Origin of the sequence: Kineococcus siccus (assembly GCF_009906795.1) — a bacterium.
GTDB lineage: Bacteria > Actinomycetota > Actinomycetes > Actinomycetales > Kineococcaceae > Kineococcus > Kineococcus siccus.
Window position 1 is genome coordinate 17,721 of sequence record NZ_JAAALN010000019.1, and the last position, 14,948, is coordinate 32,668.

The following is a 14,948-nucleotide window of genomic DNA, read 5'->3' on the forward strand; positions in this document are numbered from 1 at the left end:
CCCGCTCAGGCGGGCAGCAGGCGCAGCTCCAGGGAGGCCACGCGCGCGGCGACGACCTCGCTGGCCGCGAGCCGCTGCCCCACCACGCGCGCGAGCTCGTCGAGGGCGGCGCGGTCGAGGCCCGCCACCAGGCCGAGCGACACCCGCAGCTCGGCGCCGGCCCCGGCGCCGCAGCGCAGCCGCAGGACGCCGGGCACGTCGGCGAGCGCGGCCCGGACGGCGTCGTGCACCCCCGGGTCCAGCGCCGCGGGCGACCAGGGTGTGCCGGCGACCAGGGCCGCGAGCGCGGGGCGGTGCACGACGAAGCGCACCGGGCCGGCGGCGTCCAGGACGAGGGCCTCGCACTCCTCCTGCGCCGCAGCGAGAGCCGCAGTCGCCGCCGGGACGGGCACGGGCCGGGCGTCGGCGCGCCAGGCCGTCAGCGAGGCCAGCGAGCTGAACAGCGGCAGCGCCCGCCCGCCGTCCGGCCGCGTCATCACGGCCAGCGCCATGTCGGCGCTCTTGTCCCCCGCCGGGCCGGCGGCGACCACCTCGGTCTCACCCAGCACCGCGACGACCGGGGCGAAGACCCGGCTGCCCGCGAGGGCGGCCACGACGTCGGCGTCCGCCCGCAGCCGCGCGTCGAGCCCGGCCTGGTCGTCGTCGGCCGGTGCGTCCCGCCACGCCGCCAGCGCCGCGGCGAGCGCGGGGGGCGTGGCGCCCTCGTCCCCCGCGAAGGGGCTGGGCTGCAGGACGCGCCCCGCCCAGGGCACCCCCGCGGAGTCGGTCGTGCGGGGGACCGCGCCGGCGCCGGTCAGGGCCGGCCCGCCACGTCGAGGGCCTCGGGCAGGGTGAACGCGCCCGCGTAGAGCGCCTTGCCGACGATGGCCCCCTCGACGCCCTCGCCGACGAGCCCGCGCAGCGCCTGCAGGTCGGCCAGGCTCGAGATGCCGCCCGAGGCGACGACGGGAGCGCTCGTGCGGGCGCACACCTCGCGCAGCAGCTCGGTGTTCGGGCCCTTCAGGGTGCCGTCCTTGGTGACGTCGGTGACGACGTAGCGGGCGCACCCGTCGGCGTCCAGGCGGGCGAGGACCTCCCACAGGTCGCCGCCCTCGCGCGTCCAGCCGCGCGCCGCGAGCGTCGTGCCCCGCACGTCCAGGCCCACCGCGATGCGGTCGCCGTGGCGGGCGATGGCCGACCGGGTCCAGTCGGGGTCCTCCAGCGCGGCCGTGCCCAGGTTGACGCGGCGGCAGCCGGTCGCGAGCGCGGCCTCGAGCGAGGCGTCGTCGCGGATGCCGCCCGAGAGCTCCACCGCGACGTCGAGCCGGCCGACGACCTCGGCCAGCAGGTCGCGGTTGGACCCGCGCCCGAAGGCCGCGTCGAGGTCGACGAGGTGGACCCACTCCGCGCCCGCCTCCTGCCACGCCAGCGCGGCGCCCAGCGGGGAGCCGTAGAAGGTCTCGCTGCCGGCCTCGCCCTGCACGAGCCGCACGGCCTGCCCGCCGTGGACGTCGCCGACGCCGCCGGCAGCGGCCCCCGACGGACCGCCACCGTCCCCCGACGGGCGGGGAGGGCGTCAGGACAGCGAGTCGACCCAGTTGCGCAGCAGCCGCGCGCCGGCGTCGCCGGACTTCTCGGGGTGGAACTGCGTGGCCGAGAGCGGGCCGTTCTCCACGGCCGCCACGAAGCGCCCGCCGTGCTCCGCCCACGTGACCGCGGGGGGTTCGACGTTGCCCCCTGTGGTGTCCACGAGCTCCCAGCGCTGCACCCCGTAGGAGTGCACGAAGTAGAACCGCTCGTCCTCGACGCCCGCGAACAGCGTCGAGCCCGCCGAGGCCTGAACGGTGCTCCAGCCCATGTGCGGCACCACGTCCGCGGCCAGCCGCTCGACCGTGCCCGGCCACTGCCCCAGGCCCTCCTGGTCCCCCGCACCCGGCTCCGCGCTGGCGTCGAACATCACCTGCAGGCCGACGCAGATGCCGAGGACGGGGCGGCCGCCCGCGAGGCGGCGGTCGATGATGGCGTCCCCGCCGATGCCCCGCAGCCCCTCGTTGACGGCCGCGAAGGCCCCGACGCCGGGGACCACGAGGCCGTCCGCCTCCAGGGCGGCGCGGCGGTCGGCGGTGAGCTCGACGTCGGCGCCGACGCGCTCGAGCGCGCGCACTGCGGAGCGCACGTTGCCGAACCCGTAGTCGAGGACGACGACCTTCCTGGCTGCTGTGGGGGTCACGCCACTCACAACGCGCCCTTGGTGCTGGGGATGCCCACCACGCGGGGATCGGGCTCGACGGCGTAGCGCAGCGCGCGGGCCAGCGCCTTGAACTGCGCCTCCACCACGTGGTGCGGGTCGCGGCCCGCGAGGACGCGCACGTGCAGCGCGATCTGGGCGTGGAACGCGAAGCTCTCCAGCACGTGCCGGGTCAGCGACCCCGTGAAGTGGCCGCCGATGAGGTGCAGCTCCTGACCCGCGGGCTCGCCCTCGTGCACGCAGTAGGGGCGGCCCGAGACGTCGACCACGACGTGGGCGAGCGCCTCGTCGAGCGGGACGGTCGCGTCGGCGAAGCGCCGGATGCCTGCCTTGTCGCCCAGCGCCTGCCGGAACGCCTGCCCGAGCACGATGGCGGTGTCCTCCACGGTGTGGTGGACGTCGATGTGGGTGTCGCCGCTGGCGCGGACCGTGAGGTCCATGAGGGAGTGCTTGCCCAGCGCCGTGAGCATGTGGTCGTAGAAGGGCACCGACGTGTCGATCGTCGTGCGCCCCGTGCCGTCGAGGTCGAGCTCGACGAGCACCGTCGACTCCGACGTGGTGCGCTCCAGGCGTGCGGTCCGGCTCACCGTGCGTCCTCTCCCGTGCTGTCCGCCCGTCCCGTGACCGCCAGCAGGGCCGTCCGGAACGCCTCCATCTCCGCCGCGGTGCCGATGCTGACCCGCAGCCACCCCTCGGGTCCCGTCTCGCGGATGAGCACCCCCCGCTCCAGCAGGCCCTGCCAGACGGCGTGGCGGTCGGCGAAGGTGCCGAACAGGACGAAGTTCGCGTCCGACTCCGCGGCACGGAAGCCGTTGCCGCGCAGCCAGTCCACGGTCTCGTCGCGGCGCTCGCGCAGTTCCGCGACGGTGGCCAGGAGCTCGGTGGAGTGCCGCAGCGCGGCCCGGGCCACGGCCTGCGTCACGGCCGAGAGGTGGTACGGGAGCCGGACGATGCGCAGGGCGTCGACGAAGGCCGGGGCCGCGGCCAGGTAGCCCACGCGGGCCCCCGCCAGCGAGAAGGCCTTGCTCATGGTCCGGCTCACCGCGAGGTGGCCGTTGCCGGGCAGCAGCTCCAGCGCGCTGGGGGTGCCCGCGCGGCGGAACTCCCCGTAGGCCTCGTCGACCACGACGACGGCACCGCCCGGGACCGCGGCGGCGGCCTCCAGCACCGCCTCGACGGTCGCCAGCGGGAGCGCGGTGCCGGTCGGGTTGTTCGGGCTGGCCAGCAGCACGACCGACGGGCGGTGCTCGGCGACCTGCTCGCGCGCGTGGCCCGGGTCGAGCGTGAACGGGTCGGCCGACTCGGGCGCCGCCCGGCGCCCCGTCACCCAGCCCGTGAGGGTGTCGCGGGCGTACTCGGGGTACATCGAGTAGGTCGGCGCGAAGCTGAGGCACGTGCGGCCGGGGCCCCCGAAGGCCTGCAGGACGTGCAGCATGACCTCGTTGGAGCCGTTGGCCGCCCACAGCTGCGCGGCGTCGAGCCGCGCGCCGGACTCCTCCCCCAGGAAGCGGGCGAGGTCGGCGCGCAGGTCGAGGAAGTCCCGGTCGGGGTAGCGGTTCAGGCCCGCGGCCGCCGCCGTGACGGCGGCCGCGATCTCGGCCGCCACGGCCGGCGCCACCGGGTACGGGTTCTCGTTGACGTTGAGCACGACGGGCACCTGCAGCTGCGGCGCGCCGTAGGGGTGCTCGCCCCGCAGGTCCTCCCGCAGCGGGAGGTGCTCCAGGGTGGTGGCGGCACTCGTCGGGATCCGCGGGCGGGTGGTCGGTGCACTCACGCGGGCAGTCTCCCAGACCCGCGCGGGGGCGGGCGGCGCCCGGCGTCCACGCCGGCCCGGGCGTGCGCCCGGGCCGGCCGGACGGCGCAGACCTCAGACGGCCGTGGTGACGGTGTCCGCGGTCAGGGTGTCCGCGGTCAGCGTGTCCGCGGACAGGGTGCCCGCGGTCAGGGTGCCCGCGGTCAGGGTGCCCGCGCGGGCGGCCGTCGCGGCGTCGGTGAGGTCGACGACGCGGTCCGCGGCCGTGGCCTGCCGCGGCACGAGCGGCGCGCGGCGGGTGCGGCGCACCCGCTCGACGAGGAGGGCGGCCAGGACGCGGAAGCCGTCGCGGAAGGTGTTGAGGTTGCTCTCGCCGTGGATGCGCTCGAACTCGAAGCTGGGCACCTCGGTGATGACGAGGCCGGCCTTCGCGATGCGGGTGTTGATGATGGTCTCGATCTCGAACCCGTCGCCCCAGTTCTTCTCGTCGACGCGGGCGCCCGACGGGTCGAGGTCGAGGACGGGCAGGCAGTCGGCCCAGAAGGCGTTGTAGCCGTAGCAGAGGTCGGTGTACCTCGTGCCGAAGAGGAGGTTCGCGGCGAGGTTCAGGCCGGCGTTGCCGGCGCGGCGCAGCGCGGTGATGTCGTTGCTGCCCCCACCGGCCGCGAAGCGGGTGCCCTTGGCGAAGTCGGCGCCGGCGGTCAGCGCCGCGACGAACGCCGGGATCTCGCGGGGGTCGGCGGAGCCGTCGGCGTCCAGCATGACCAGGACGTCGCCGGTCGCGGCGGCGAAGCCGCACGCCATGGCATTGCCCTTCCCGCGGCGGTTCTGCAGGACGATCGTCACGTCCGGGCGCAGGGCGCGGGCCACCTCGACGGTGCCGTCGGTGCTGCGGCCGTCCACGACGACGACCTCGTGCACCTCGGGCATCGCGGCGAAGACGTGCGGCAGGTTCGCCGCCTCGTTGTAGGTGGGAACGATGACGCTGATGCGCGGCGCGCCGCTGTCGCGGCTGACGGACGTCGCTGCTGCGGTGGTGTTCGACATGACTGCTCCCTGGTGACAGGGGCCCGGTTTCGCCTCTGGCTCCCCGCCGGGCCGAGGGCGACCACTGGTGCCCGGCGGATCATCGCGCGCCCTCCGTGCCGGCCGCTGCTGCGACCGGCTCGACTGGACCAGGATGCCTCTTCCTCACCGTCCGTCAGGGGGTCGCGACCCTCCTGCGCGGGAGTTCCGCCGTCCGGCCGAGCGCACGGGGCCCGATCTCACTCTCCGCGACGTCAGCGAGCTCTCCGTCAGGAGATGGTCGGCGGCGCGGAGCGTCGGGGTGCGCGGCGGCCGGCGACCTCAGCCGGGGCCGCCCCCCGGCCCGGGCTGCGGGCCGCCCGGGCCGCCCCGGCCGCGGAACAGCTTCCAGAACGCCCCGATGCGGCTGCCCTCGCCCCCGCTGGCGGCCTCCTCGGCCTCCGCGGCGTCCAACCGGCCGAGCACGAGCTGCTGCACGACGTCGGGCCACATCGACAGCAGCAGACCGGGTCTCGGGTCCTCGCCGCGCTGCCCGGCGACCCAGGTCTGCCCCTCGATGGACTCCTCACCGACGCTGAGCAGGACGACCTCCGCGCCCCGCAGGACCCCCGAGAGGCGCTGCGCGTCCTGCTCCCCCGTCGCCGGGTCGCGGGTCACCAGGACGCACCCCAGCCCCCGCACGGGGACGACCCAGGCGTGCACCTCGGCCAGCGTGCAGACCTCGGCCAGCTTCGCCGCGTCGGCGACCGGGGCGACGAGGACGGAGCGCACGGGCACCTTCGGCCCGAACTCCTTCGCGAACTCGGCGTCGAAGTCGAACCCCTCCCCGAGCAGCTCCTCCGCGGGGACGTCCCCGGGCCGGTCCTCGCCGGGCCGGTCCTCGCCGGGCCGGTCCTCGCCGGGCCGGTCCTCGCCGGGCGCGCTCACGCGAACCTCGCCGTGACGGCCTCACCGTGCGCGGGCAGGTCCTCGGAGTCGGCGAGGGCCACGACGTGCGGGGCCACCTCGCGCAGCGCGGCCTCGTCGTAGGTCACGACGTGCAGGCCCCGCAGGAACGTCTGGACGCTGAGCCCGCTCGAGTGCGTCGCGGTGCCGCCCGTCGGCAGGACGTGGTTGGAGCCCGCGCAGTAGTCGCCCAGCGACACGGGCGAGTGCGGGCCGACGAAGACGGCGCCCGCGTTGCGGACGCGGGCGGCGACCGCGGGGGCGTCCACGGTCTGGACCTCGAGGTGCTCCGCGGCGTAGGCGTCGACGACCGCGAGGCCCGCGTCGACGTCGTCGACGAGCACGACCGCGGACTGCCGGCCCCCGAGCGCCTGCGTGACGCGCTCGGCGTGCTTGGTGGCGGGCACGCGCACGGCGAGCTCGGCGTCGACGGCGTCGGCCAGCGCCACCGAGGTCGTGACCAGGACCGCGGCCGCGACCGGGTCGTGCTCGGCCTGGCTCACGAGGTCGGCCGCGACGTGCACCGCGTCCGCGGAGTCGTCGGCGAGGACGGCGATCTCGGTGGGACCCGCCTCGGAGTCGATGCCCACCACCCCCTGGACGTACCGCTTGGCCGAGGCGACGTAGATGTTGCCGGGCCCGGTGACGACGTCGACGGGGGCGACGACCAGGCTCCCGGCGGCGTCGCGGGCGCCGTAGGCGAACATCGCGATCGCCTGCGCCCCGCCGACGGCGTAGACCTCGGTCACGCCGAGCAGCGCGCACGCCGCGAGGATCGTGGGGTGCGGCAGGCCGCCGAACTCCTTCTGCGCCGGGCTCGTCACGGCGATGGAGGCGACGCCCGCCGCCTGCGCCGGGACCACGTTCATCACGACGCTGGAGGCGAGCGGGGCGCGGCCACCGGGCACGTAGAGGCCGACCCGCGCCACGGGGACCCACCGCTCGGTGACGGTGCCGCCCGGCGCGACCCGCGTGGTGACGTCGCTGCGGCGCTGGTCGGCGTGCACGAGGCGGGTGCGGCGGATGCTCTCCTCGAGCCCCGCGCGCACCGCGGGGTCGAGCGCGGCGAGGGCGCCGGCCAGCGCCGCGGCGGGGACGCGGACGTCGGTGACGGGCACGCCGTCGAAGCGCTCGGTCAGCTCCAGCAGGGCCGGCACGCCGCGGCGGCGGACGTCCTCGCAGATCGGCGCGACGGTCGCGAGGGCGGCCGCGACGTCGACGTCGGCGCGGGGCACCACGGCCCGCAGGGCCACCGGGTCCAGGCTCTGGCCTCGCAGGTCGATGCGGCGCAGCAGGGGTGTCGTCACGAGGGTGGAGTCTAGGAGCTGGCCGGGCCGCGCAGGTCGCCGTCCAGCACCGTCACCGCGTGCCCGCGCAGGTGCACGCGGTCACCGACGACCTCGACGTGCACGACCCCGCCGCGCGGGGAGACCTGGTGGGCCACGAAGGAGCTGCGGCCGAGCCGGGGGGCCCAGTAGGGGCCGAGCGTGCAGTGCGCGCTGCCCGTGACCGGGTCCTCCGCGACGCCGACCCGCGGCCCGAACCAGCGGGAGACGACGTCCGGTGCGCCGAGCGAGGCGTCGTCCAGCCCGGGGCGGGGGGTCGTGGCCGCGGTGACCACCACGCCGCGCGCGTCGACGCCCGCGAGCGCCGCGACGTCGGGGACCAGCGCCCGCACGACCTCCTCGTGGCCGACCTCGACGAGGACGTCCACGCCGTCGGTGCAGACCGCCACGGCCGGGGTGCCCAGCGCCGCGGTGAGCACGTCGACGAGCGGGCCGGTGACGGGGGTCGTCGACCGCGCCGGGAAGTCCAGCCGGACGGTCCCGTCGCCACCGACGTCGGCGCGCAGCTCACCGCTGCGGGTGGCGAAGGCGAACGGCCCGGCCGCGCCGTCCTCGGCGAGCGCGTGCGCGGTGGCGAGCGTCGCGTGACCGCAGAGGTCGACCTCGACGAGCGGGGTGAACCACCGCAGGCCGTAGGCGCCCGGCGCCGGCGTGCGGACCGCGAACGCGGTCTCGGAGAGGTTGAGCTCGGCGGCGACGTCGCGCATCCAGCCCTCGTCCGCCGGGCGGTCGAGCACGACGACGCCCGCCGGGTTGCCCGCGAACGGGCGGTCGGTGAAGGCGTCGATGATCCGCAGTCTCACCACGCGCGCAGGGTAGGGCGCGGGCGGCGACGCCGCGTGCGCCGGGGGGCCGCGGCCAGAGCCTAGGGTGACCCGGGTGACGCAACGCCTCCCGCTGTTCCCCCTGGGCAGCGTCCTGTTCCCCGGCCTCGTGCTGCCGCTGAACATCTTCGAGCCGCGCTACCGCGCGCTCGTGGCGGACCTCGTCGCGCAGGAGGAGGACGCCCCCCGCGGCTTCGGCGTCGTCGCCATCAAGGCCGGCCACGAGGTGGGTGACGGCAACGTGCAGGCCCTGCACGCCGTGGGTTGCGTGGCCCTGCTGCGCGAGGTGACGGAGCTGGAGGACGGCGGGTACGAGATCGTCACGGTGGGGGCCTCGCGGTTCCGGGTCGTCGACGTCGACGCCGACGCGGGCACGCCGTACCTGACGGGGGTCGTCGAGCCGTTCGGGGAGGACGGCGACGAGGCCGACGAGGACCCCGAGGTGCAGGTGCTCGCGGCGGGCGTGCGGCGCCGCTTCGACGAGTACCGCGAGCAGCTGGACATCGGGGGCAGCAGCGCGCCCGACGACCCGTCGGTGCTGTCCTACCTCGTCGCGGCCGCGGCGGTCCTGCCGCTCGTCGAGCGTCAGCGGCTGCTCGAGGCGCCGGACACCCGCACGCGCCTGCAGTCCGAGCTCGACCTGCTCAAGCAGGAGCTGGGCCTCATCACGACCTTCGGGACCGTGCCGGCCTCCGACGTCCCCGGCGACGCGCCCAACCCGAACTGAGCCGCGTCGTGGCGAGGGACCGCCGCCGCGGGGCGGAGGCCGGGACGCCGGCGCTGCGCGTGCTCGCCGAGGCGGGGACGGCGCACACGGCCCACCCTTACCCGCACGCCGACGGGGAGAGCCGCTTCGGGGACGAGGCGGTCCGGGCCCTGCGCGCGCAGGGGGTCGACGTCACCCCGGAGCGGGCCCTCAAGACGCTGCTGACCGACGTGGACGGCCGCCTCGTCGTGGCCGTCGTGCCCGTCGCCTCGACGCTGGACCTCAAGGCGCTCGCGGCGGCCGCGGGGGGCAAGCGGGCCACCCTGGCCGATCCCGCCCGGGCCCAGCGCGCCAGCGGGTACGTGCTGGGGGGCATCAGCCCGCTGGGGCAGCGGACGCGGCTGCCCACGGTCGTGGACGCGTCGGCGCTGACGCACGCCACGGTGCTCGTCAGCGGCGGCCGCCGCGGCCTGCAGGTGGAGCTCGCCCCCGCCGACCTCGTCGCCCTCACGGACGCCGTGACGGCTCCCGTCGCCCGCTGAACCGCCGCCCGCTGAACCGCCGCCGGCTGGAACCGTCGTGCGCTGGGCTCCCGTCCGCCCGTCAGGACGCGTAGACCACGACGTTGTCGCGGTAGTGCCCCGAGGTGCGGTCGAAGCTGCCGCCGCACGTCACCAGGCGCAGGGCGGGGCCGGGCACCGGACCGTAGACGGCCGCCGTGGGGAACGCGGCCTTGGGGTACTGGGCCACGCCGTCGACGCGCAGCGAGACGAGCGTGCCGTCGGCCCGGGTGACGAGGACCTCGTCGCCGGGCGCGAGGTCGCGCAGCCGGTAGAACGGCGCGGGGCCGCTGCGGGAGTCGACGTGGCCGGCGATGATCGCCGGCCCGACGTCGCCGGGGGGCGGGCCGCCCTCGAACCAGCCGACCTGCTGGAAGTCGGTGGGGACCTCCAGCGTCCCGTCGGGCGCGATGCCCAGCCCCGCGAGGGGCACGTCGACGCCGATGGCGGGCACCTGCAGCCGCACGGGCACGTGGGCCGGGTCGGCCACCCTCGTGGCCGACGCGGGCACGGGCACGGACCCCTCCGCGACGCCGCCGGCGCCCGCCGGCGCGCCCGCCGCCGGGGCGGGCGAGGCGTCCGTCGCGGACGGCGTGCTCGCCGGGGTGCTCGGGGTGGACGTGCTCGGGATGGACGTGCTCGGGGTGGACGCGCTCGGGGCGGACGAGGGCCGGGCGGCGCTCCCGGCCGGACCCGAGGCGGCGCAGCCGGTCAGGAGGACCGCCGCGGCGAGCAGTCCTCCCGCCCGGTGCAGCGCGCTCATGCCCGGCTGCGCACCCTTCGGCGCCCGAGCACGGCGGCGGCGAGGAGCAGGGCGACGCCACCGGCGAGGACGGACCCGGTGGTGGCCGGGGACGTCGAGGAGGTGGTGGCCGCGGGGGCGGTGCCACCGCCGCCGGTCTGCGCGCCACCGACGGGCATGGCCGCGGCACCCGCGGCGTCGGTCACGGCGCGCACGCCCAGGGCACCGTCGGCGTCGACCACGACGAGCGTGTAGACGCCACCGGCGGCGAGGTCGACGGTGGCCGTGGCGGCCGGCAGGCCGGGGGCGGCCGTCTCGAGGACCCAGCTGCCGGCGGGCACGGAGGCGTAGCCCGTGGGCTGGCCGAACGCGGCACCGTCGGCGATCACGGGGCCGCCGCGGGCGGTGACGGTGACGGCCGGGGCGGCGGAGGCGGCGGGCAGCACGCGCACGCGCACCTGGCCGGCGGCCGGCGGGGTGAGGTCGTCCTCGAGGCTCGCCAGGCGCGGGGCCTGCAGCGAGCCCAGCCCGGCGAGGGTGTAGGCCTTGCCGGCGGCCGCGGTGAAGGTGCTCGAGAGCACGGGGGCCGTCGTGGCCGCGGCGCCCGCGGGGCGGACCTCGGCCGTGTAGCTGCCCGGTGCGAGGCGCTGGTAGGCGGCGACGTCGCCGTAGCCCGCGCCGCGCGCGAGGTCGACGGGAGCGCCTCCACCGGCCGGCGTGGCCGTGATGTCCATGGCCTCCAGGCCGGGGATCAGGTGCCCGGCGCGCACCCACGCGTCCCCGGGGACCGTGGCCGCGCGGGCTCCGGGCGCGGACAGCAGCGCCAGCAGGACGGCGGCGACGACGACGGCGACGAGCGACGCGCCCCGGCCGGCGGCACGGGCACCTCGTCGCGAGACGGCGGTCTTCGGTTCCACGGTGGGCTCCCCCTCGGGCGTGCTGCTCGGTGCCGACAGGCACCGGAGACGACGACGGCGGGCGGGTGGGTTCCGGAGGGAGGCCCGGCGGGTGCCGGCCTCTGCTGCTCCGCACTCCGCGACGCGACGGCCAGTGTGACCCATCGTCAGCCCGGCCGCACCCGTCCGGCGCGCGGGGGACGGGGAGCCACTGCCGACGGAACTCCAGCGCGGGTGGACCACGCCGGTCCGGTTCCGCCGCCTCCCGGCACATCCGTTGCGGCACAGCGGCTCCTGGAAAGCCACTCGCCGGCGGCTCAAGCGCTGAGTCACGAGTTGTGACGCCTCGTGAGTTCTTGTGGCCGACGGGGGAACCACGTCCGACCGCGCTGTGCGACTACTCAGAGTGACATTTACGCTACTCAGCGAAGTACTTGCACAGACGGCCCATCCATCCCCGAAGAGGCTCCGAACGGCGTGCGTGCTTGCCCTAATCTCAACGGAACGACGGTCACCACTCGTCGCTCCCTCGACGACGCGGGCTCAGACATCACTGCTCATCCGCCGGAGGACCCTCACATGACCCGAACGAAGCTGCGCGACGTCTCCGCACCGAAGGTGACCATCGTCGTCCCCGCCCGCAACGAGGCCCGCAACCTCGAGGTCGTCCTGCCCCTCCTGCCGGAGGTGCACGAGGTCATCGTCGTCGACGGGCACTCCTCCGACGACACGGCCGAGGTCGTGGCGCGCGTCCTGCCCACCGCCGCCTTCCTGCAGCAGACCCGCAAGGGCAAGGGCAACGCCCTGGCCGTGGGCTTCGAGGCGGCGACCGGTGACATCGTCGTCATGTTCGACGCCGACGGGTCCGCCGACCCGCGCGAGATCGACGACTTCGTCACCGCGCTGACCGCGGGCGCGGACTTCGCCAAGGGCAGCCGCGTGCTGGCCGCCGGCGGCAGCGAGGACATCACGGTCATCCGCGACGCCGGGAACCGGATGCTCACCCTCATCACGAACGTCCTGTTCCGCACCAAGTACACCGACCTCTGCTACGGCTACAACGCGTTCTGGCGGGACGTGCTGCCGCACCTGAACATCCCGTCCTCGCGACTGCCCTCCGCGCAGTGGGGTGACGGGTTCGAGATCGAGACCCTCATCAACTGCCGCGTCGCGGCCGCCGACCTCGCGATCCACGAGGTCCCCAGCGTGGAGCTGCAGCGCATCCACGGCGAGAGCAACCTGCACGCGGTGCGCGACGGCCTGCGCGTGCTCAAGACGATCCTCACCGAGCGCCTCCGCGACGGCCGCACGCACACCGCGGCCCCCGCCGCCGAGGTCCTCAGCGTCGCCCACGCCCCCACCCCCCAGGTGGCCGCGCAGCGCCAGGCCGCCGTGGACAACCTCACGACGGCTCCCGCGGCCGACACGGTCATCGACCTGCGCTCGTTCGACGTCCACGTCGAGGCCACGGGTCACCTGCGGGAGAACGCGTGAGCACCGGCGCGCAGACGGGCGCACCCCGCGTCCTCGTCGTCGGGTCGGGCTGGCGCTTCACCTCCGGGATCAGCTACTTCACCTGCCGCCTGACCAACGCGTTCGCGCAGGTCACGCCCACGAGCGCGCTGCTCATGCGCCGCCTCGTGCCGACCGCGCTGTACCCCGGCCGCGCCCGCGTGGGCTCGGTCGTCAACGACCTCGAGTACGCCCCCGACGTCGACGTCTTCGACGGGGTCGACTGGTACTGGGGCCGCAGCGCCCCGGCCGCGGCGGCCTTCCTGGGCCAGCAGCGCCCCGACGTGGTCGTCCTGCAGTGGTGGACCGGCGCCGTCCTGCACTCCTACCTGCTGCTCGCGACCCTGGCCCGCCGTCGCGGCGCCAAGGTCGTCGTGGAGTGGCACGAGGTGCAGGACACGGGCGAGGCCCGCATCCCCGGCGTCGTGCGGTACGTGAAGCTCGCGATGCGGGCCCTGCTGCGCCGCGTCGACGCCCACGTCGTGCACTCGGCGTACGACGCCGCGCTGCTGCAGGAGGCGTACGGCCTCGACCCCGCGGCCGTCACGATCATCCCGCACGGCCCCTACGACCACGTGGTCGCACCGCCGGCCGCCGCCGCGACGCCGTCCCCCGTCCCGGCGAGCCGCCGGCCGAGCGACGACGCCGCCCCCTCGACCCCGCCGATGAACCTGCTGTTCTTCGGCACGATCCGCCCGTACAAGGGCCTCGAGGACCTCGTCGAGGCGTTCTCCTCGCTGCCCCGCGACGTGGCCGAGCAGTTCCGGCTCAGCATCGTCGGGGAGACGTGGGAGGGCTGGACGCACCCGCTCGAGGCCGCCGCCGCCAGCCCGCACGCCGACCTCATCGACGTCGTGAACCGCTACGTGAGCGACGCCGAGGTCCGCGAGCACTTCGCGGCGGCCGACGCCCTCGTCCTGCCCTACCGCCGCTCGTCGGCCTCCGGCCCGCTGCACATGGCGATGAGCGCCGGCCTGCCCACGATCGTGTCGTCGGTCGGTGGCCTGGTCGAGGCCGCGGCGGAGTACGACGGCGCCCTGCCGGTGCCCCCGGCCGACCCGGCCGCCCTCGCGGTCGCGCTGCGGCAGCTGCTCACGCTGCGCGGGCGCCGCTTCGCCGACCCGCACTCGTGGTCGGCCTCCGTCGCCGCCTACCTCCGGGTCTTCGCCGGCCTGGGCCTGCCCTCGGTGCCGCACCGCGAGACGGTCCCGTCCCACCCCGCCGCCTGAGAGGACCCTCCGTGGTCGTGGAACACCCCCTGCCCGGGCTGATCGATCCCCCGCAGCGGAGCGCGACCGCGACCGGTCTGCTCCTCGCCTCCCGGGGCGACGCCCTGACGCCGTACCTGTTCGCCGAGCTCGAGCGGCGCTACCCCGTGCTCGGGCGCATCGACGCGGAGCTGTCCCCGTGGCAGCGCGCCGTCGTGGCCCTCGCCACGGTCCGTCCCTCGCGCGTGCGCTGGGCCGAGCAGTTCTACAAGAGCGGCCTCGGCCACCGCTTCCGCACCGCGCGCGCGGTGGACGCCCGGCGGCGCGCGGGGTTCCCGCAGGCTCCGGTGTTCCAGGTGCACGCCCTCTTCGAGGTGCCCGGCGCCGCGACCCACCTGTACGTCGACTGCACCCACCGGCAGTCCGCGCAGCAGTGGCCGGCCTGGAACCCGCTGCGCGGCAAGGCGCTGGCCCGCTGGTACGCCCGCGAGGAGCGCATCTACCGCGACGCCGCGCACGTGTTCGCGTTCAGCCGGGACACACGGCGCTCGCTCGTGGAGGAGTACGGCGTCGACCCCGCCGCCGTGAGCGTCGTCGGGGCCGGCGTCAACGGCGAGCTGCAGCCCAGTTCCACGGCCCGCCGCCGCGCGGCCTGGGGCCACGACGGCCCGACGCTGCTGTTCATCGGCAACGACTTCGCGCGCAAGGGGGGCCACGACCTGCTCGCGGCGTTCGCGACGCTGCGCACCGAGTTCCCGCGCGCCCGGCTGCAGCTGGTCGGCACCCGCCCGGACCTGCCCGCGCAGCCCGGCGTGGAAGTCCTCGGGCGCGTGCACGACCGCGCGCGCATCGCGCAGCTGTACGCCGCGGCCGACGTCTTCTGCCTGCCCTCGGTGTTCGACCCGCTGCCGCTCGTCCTGCTGGAGGCCATGGCCCACGGGGTCCCCGTGGTCACGACCGCGTCCTGCGGCATCCCCGACGTGCTGACGGACGGCCGCGAGGGCACCGTCGTGCCCGCGCGCGACCCCGCGGCGCTGGCCACCGCGCTGGCCCGCGTCCTGCGCTCCCCCGACGAGGCGCTCGCGATGGCGGACGCGGCGCGCCGCCGCACGTCGCGCGAGTTCAGCTGGCGCGCGGTGGTCGACCGGATGGCTCCCGTGCTGGACGGTGTGCACCCCTCCTGATGCCCCGGCTCCCCCGCAC

General features: G+C 76.3%; 15 protein-coding genes and 1 pseudogene. 5 read left to right on the forward strand and 11 right to left on the reverse strand.

What is annotated here, in order from left to right:
- Positions 1-5 precede the first annotated feature (5 nt).
- The 9 genes and pseudogenes from GTR02_RS04455 to GTR02_RS04495 form a co-directional block, all read right to left on the reverse strand.
- Positions 6-752, reverse strand: a complete 747-nt coding sequence (locus GTR02_RS04455) for an SseB family protein (protein ID WP_166606269.1) — start codon at positions 750-752, stop codon at positions 6-8.
- 41 nt (positions 753-793) lie between these two features.
- Positions 794-1,492, reverse strand: a pseudogene (gene priA, locus GTR02_RS04460) (bifunctional 1-(5-phosphoribosyl)-5-((5-phosphoribosylamino)methylideneamino)imidazole-4-carboxamide isomerase/phosphoribosylanthranilate isomerase PriA); the annotation flags it as partial.
- A 63-nt stretch (positions 1,493-1,555) separates the two neighbouring features.
- On the reverse strand, positions 1,556-2,209 hold the full coding sequence (gene hisH, locus GTR02_RS04465) for an imidazole glycerol phosphate synthase subunit HisH (RefSeq protein ID WP_338073569.1): 654 nt from the start codon (positions 2,207-2,209) through the stop codon (positions 1,556-1,558).
- A gap of 5 nt (positions 2,210-2,214) precedes the next feature.
- Positions 2,215-2,814: an imidazoleglycerol-phosphate dehydratase HisB gene (gene hisB, locus GTR02_RS04470; RefSeq protein WP_166606272.1), complete on the reverse strand. Its 600-nt coding sequence runs from the start codon at positions 2,812-2,814 to the stop codon at positions 2,215-2,217.
- Complete coding sequence (locus GTR02_RS04475; RefSeq protein ID WP_338073571.1) at positions 2,811-4,001, reverse strand: histidinol-phosphate transaminase; 1,191 nt, start codon at positions 3,999-4,001, stop codon at positions 2,811-2,813. The genes hisB and GTR02_RS04475 overlap by 4 nt, the downstream gene beginning before the upstream one ends.
- A gap of 93 nt (positions 4,002-4,094) precedes the next feature.
- Positions 4,095-5,027, reverse strand: coding sequence for a glycosyltransferase family 2 protein (locus GTR02_RS04480; RefSeq protein ID WP_166606273.1), 933 nt, complete (start codon positions 5,025-5,027; stop codon positions 4,095-4,097).
- A 300-nt stretch (positions 5,028-5,327) separates the two neighbouring features.
- On the reverse strand, positions 5,328-5,933 hold the full coding sequence (locus GTR02_RS22355) for a hypothetical protein (protein ID WP_205708617.1): 606 nt from the start codon (positions 5,931-5,933) through the stop codon (positions 5,328-5,330).
- Complete coding sequence (gene hisD, locus GTR02_RS04490; protein ID WP_166606288.1) at positions 5,930-7,246, reverse strand: histidinol dehydrogenase; 1,317 nt, start codon at positions 7,244-7,246, stop codon at positions 5,930-5,932. Before hisD ends, GTR02_RS22355 begins: the two co-directional genes overlap by 4 nt.
- Positions 7,247-7,269: 23 nt before the next feature.
- Positions 7,270-8,103: a PhzF family phenazine biosynthesis isomerase gene (locus GTR02_RS04495; protein WP_205708618.1), complete on the reverse strand. Its 834-nt coding sequence runs from the start codon at positions 8,101-8,103 to the stop codon at positions 7,270-7,272.
- Between the two features lie 73 nt (positions 8,104-8,176).
- Between GTR02_RS04495 and GTR02_RS04500 the strand changes: the two genes are divergently transcribed.
- Together GTR02_RS04500 and GTR02_RS04505 are read left to right on the forward strand one after the other, a co-directional pair.
- On the forward strand, positions 8,177-8,848 hold the full coding sequence (locus GTR02_RS04500; protein WP_166606275.1) for an LON peptidase substrate-binding domain-containing protein: 672 nt from the start codon (positions 8,177-8,179) through the stop codon (positions 8,846-8,848).
- Positions 8,849-8,856: 8 nt separating this feature from the next.
- Positions 8,857-9,369, forward strand: a complete 513-nt coding sequence (locus GTR02_RS04505) for a YbaK/EbsC family protein (protein WP_166606276.1) — start codon at positions 8,857-8,859, stop codon at positions 9,367-9,369.
- A gap of 61 nt (positions 9,370-9,430) precedes the next feature.
- Here GTR02_RS04505 and GTR02_RS04510 read toward each other — a convergent pair whose 3' ends face one another.
- Both GTR02_RS04510 and GTR02_RS04515 read right to left on the reverse strand, forming a co-directional pair.
- On the reverse strand, positions 9,431-10,150 hold the full coding sequence (locus GTR02_RS04510; protein WP_166606277.1) for a class F sortase: 720 nt from the start codon (positions 10,148-10,150) through the stop codon (positions 9,431-9,433).
- Positions 10,147-11,046, reverse strand: coding sequence for a DUF4397 domain-containing protein (locus tag GTR02_RS04515; protein WP_166606278.1), 900 nt, complete (start codon positions 11,044-11,046; stop codon positions 10,147-10,149). The genes GTR02_RS04510 and GTR02_RS04515 overlap by 4 nt, the downstream gene beginning before the upstream one ends.
- Positions 11,047-11,604: 558 nt before the next feature.
- On the opposite strand from GTR02_RS04515, the gene GTR02_RS04520 reads away from it, so the two are divergent.
- Genes GTR02_RS04520 through GTR02_RS04530 form a run of 3 tightly spaced genes read left to right on the forward strand, consistent with a single transcriptional unit; the run spans position 11,605 to position 14,929 of the window.
- Positions 11,605-12,519 carry a glycosyltransferase family 2 protein gene (locus tag GTR02_RS04520; RefSeq protein ID WP_166606279.1) on the forward strand — a complete coding sequence of 305 codons (915 nt, stop codon included), beginning with the start codon at positions 11,605-11,607 and terminating at the stop codon, positions 12,517-12,519.
- Entirely contained in the window at positions 12,516-13,766 is a 1,251-nt protein-coding gene (locus tag GTR02_RS04525; protein WP_166606280.1) for a glycosyltransferase, read from the forward strand. Before GTR02_RS04520 ends, GTR02_RS04525 begins: the two co-directional genes overlap by 4 nt.
- Before the next feature lie 11 nt (positions 13,767-13,777).
- A complete protein-coding gene (locus GTR02_RS04530) occupies positions 13,778-14,929 on the forward strand; it encodes a glycosyltransferase (RefSeq protein ID WP_166606281.1) in 1,152 nt (383 codons plus the stop codon).
- Positions 14,930-14,948 lie beyond the last annotated feature (19 nt).

Excerpts from the sequence above, each read along its gene's own strand:
- GTR02_RS04480 (WP_166606273.1), bottom strand. The coding sequence starts at position 5,027 with ATGTCGAACACCACCGCAGCAGCGACGTCCGTCAGCCGCGACAGCGGC.
- GTR02_RS04520 (WP_166606279.1), top strand. The coding sequence starts at position 11,605 with ATGACCCGAACGAAGCTGCGCGACGTCTCCGCACCGAAGGTGACCATC.
- GTR02_RS04510 (WP_166606277.1), bottom strand. The coding sequence starts at position 10,150 with ATGAGCGCGCTGCACCGGGCGGGAGGACTGCTCGCCGCGGCGGTCCTC.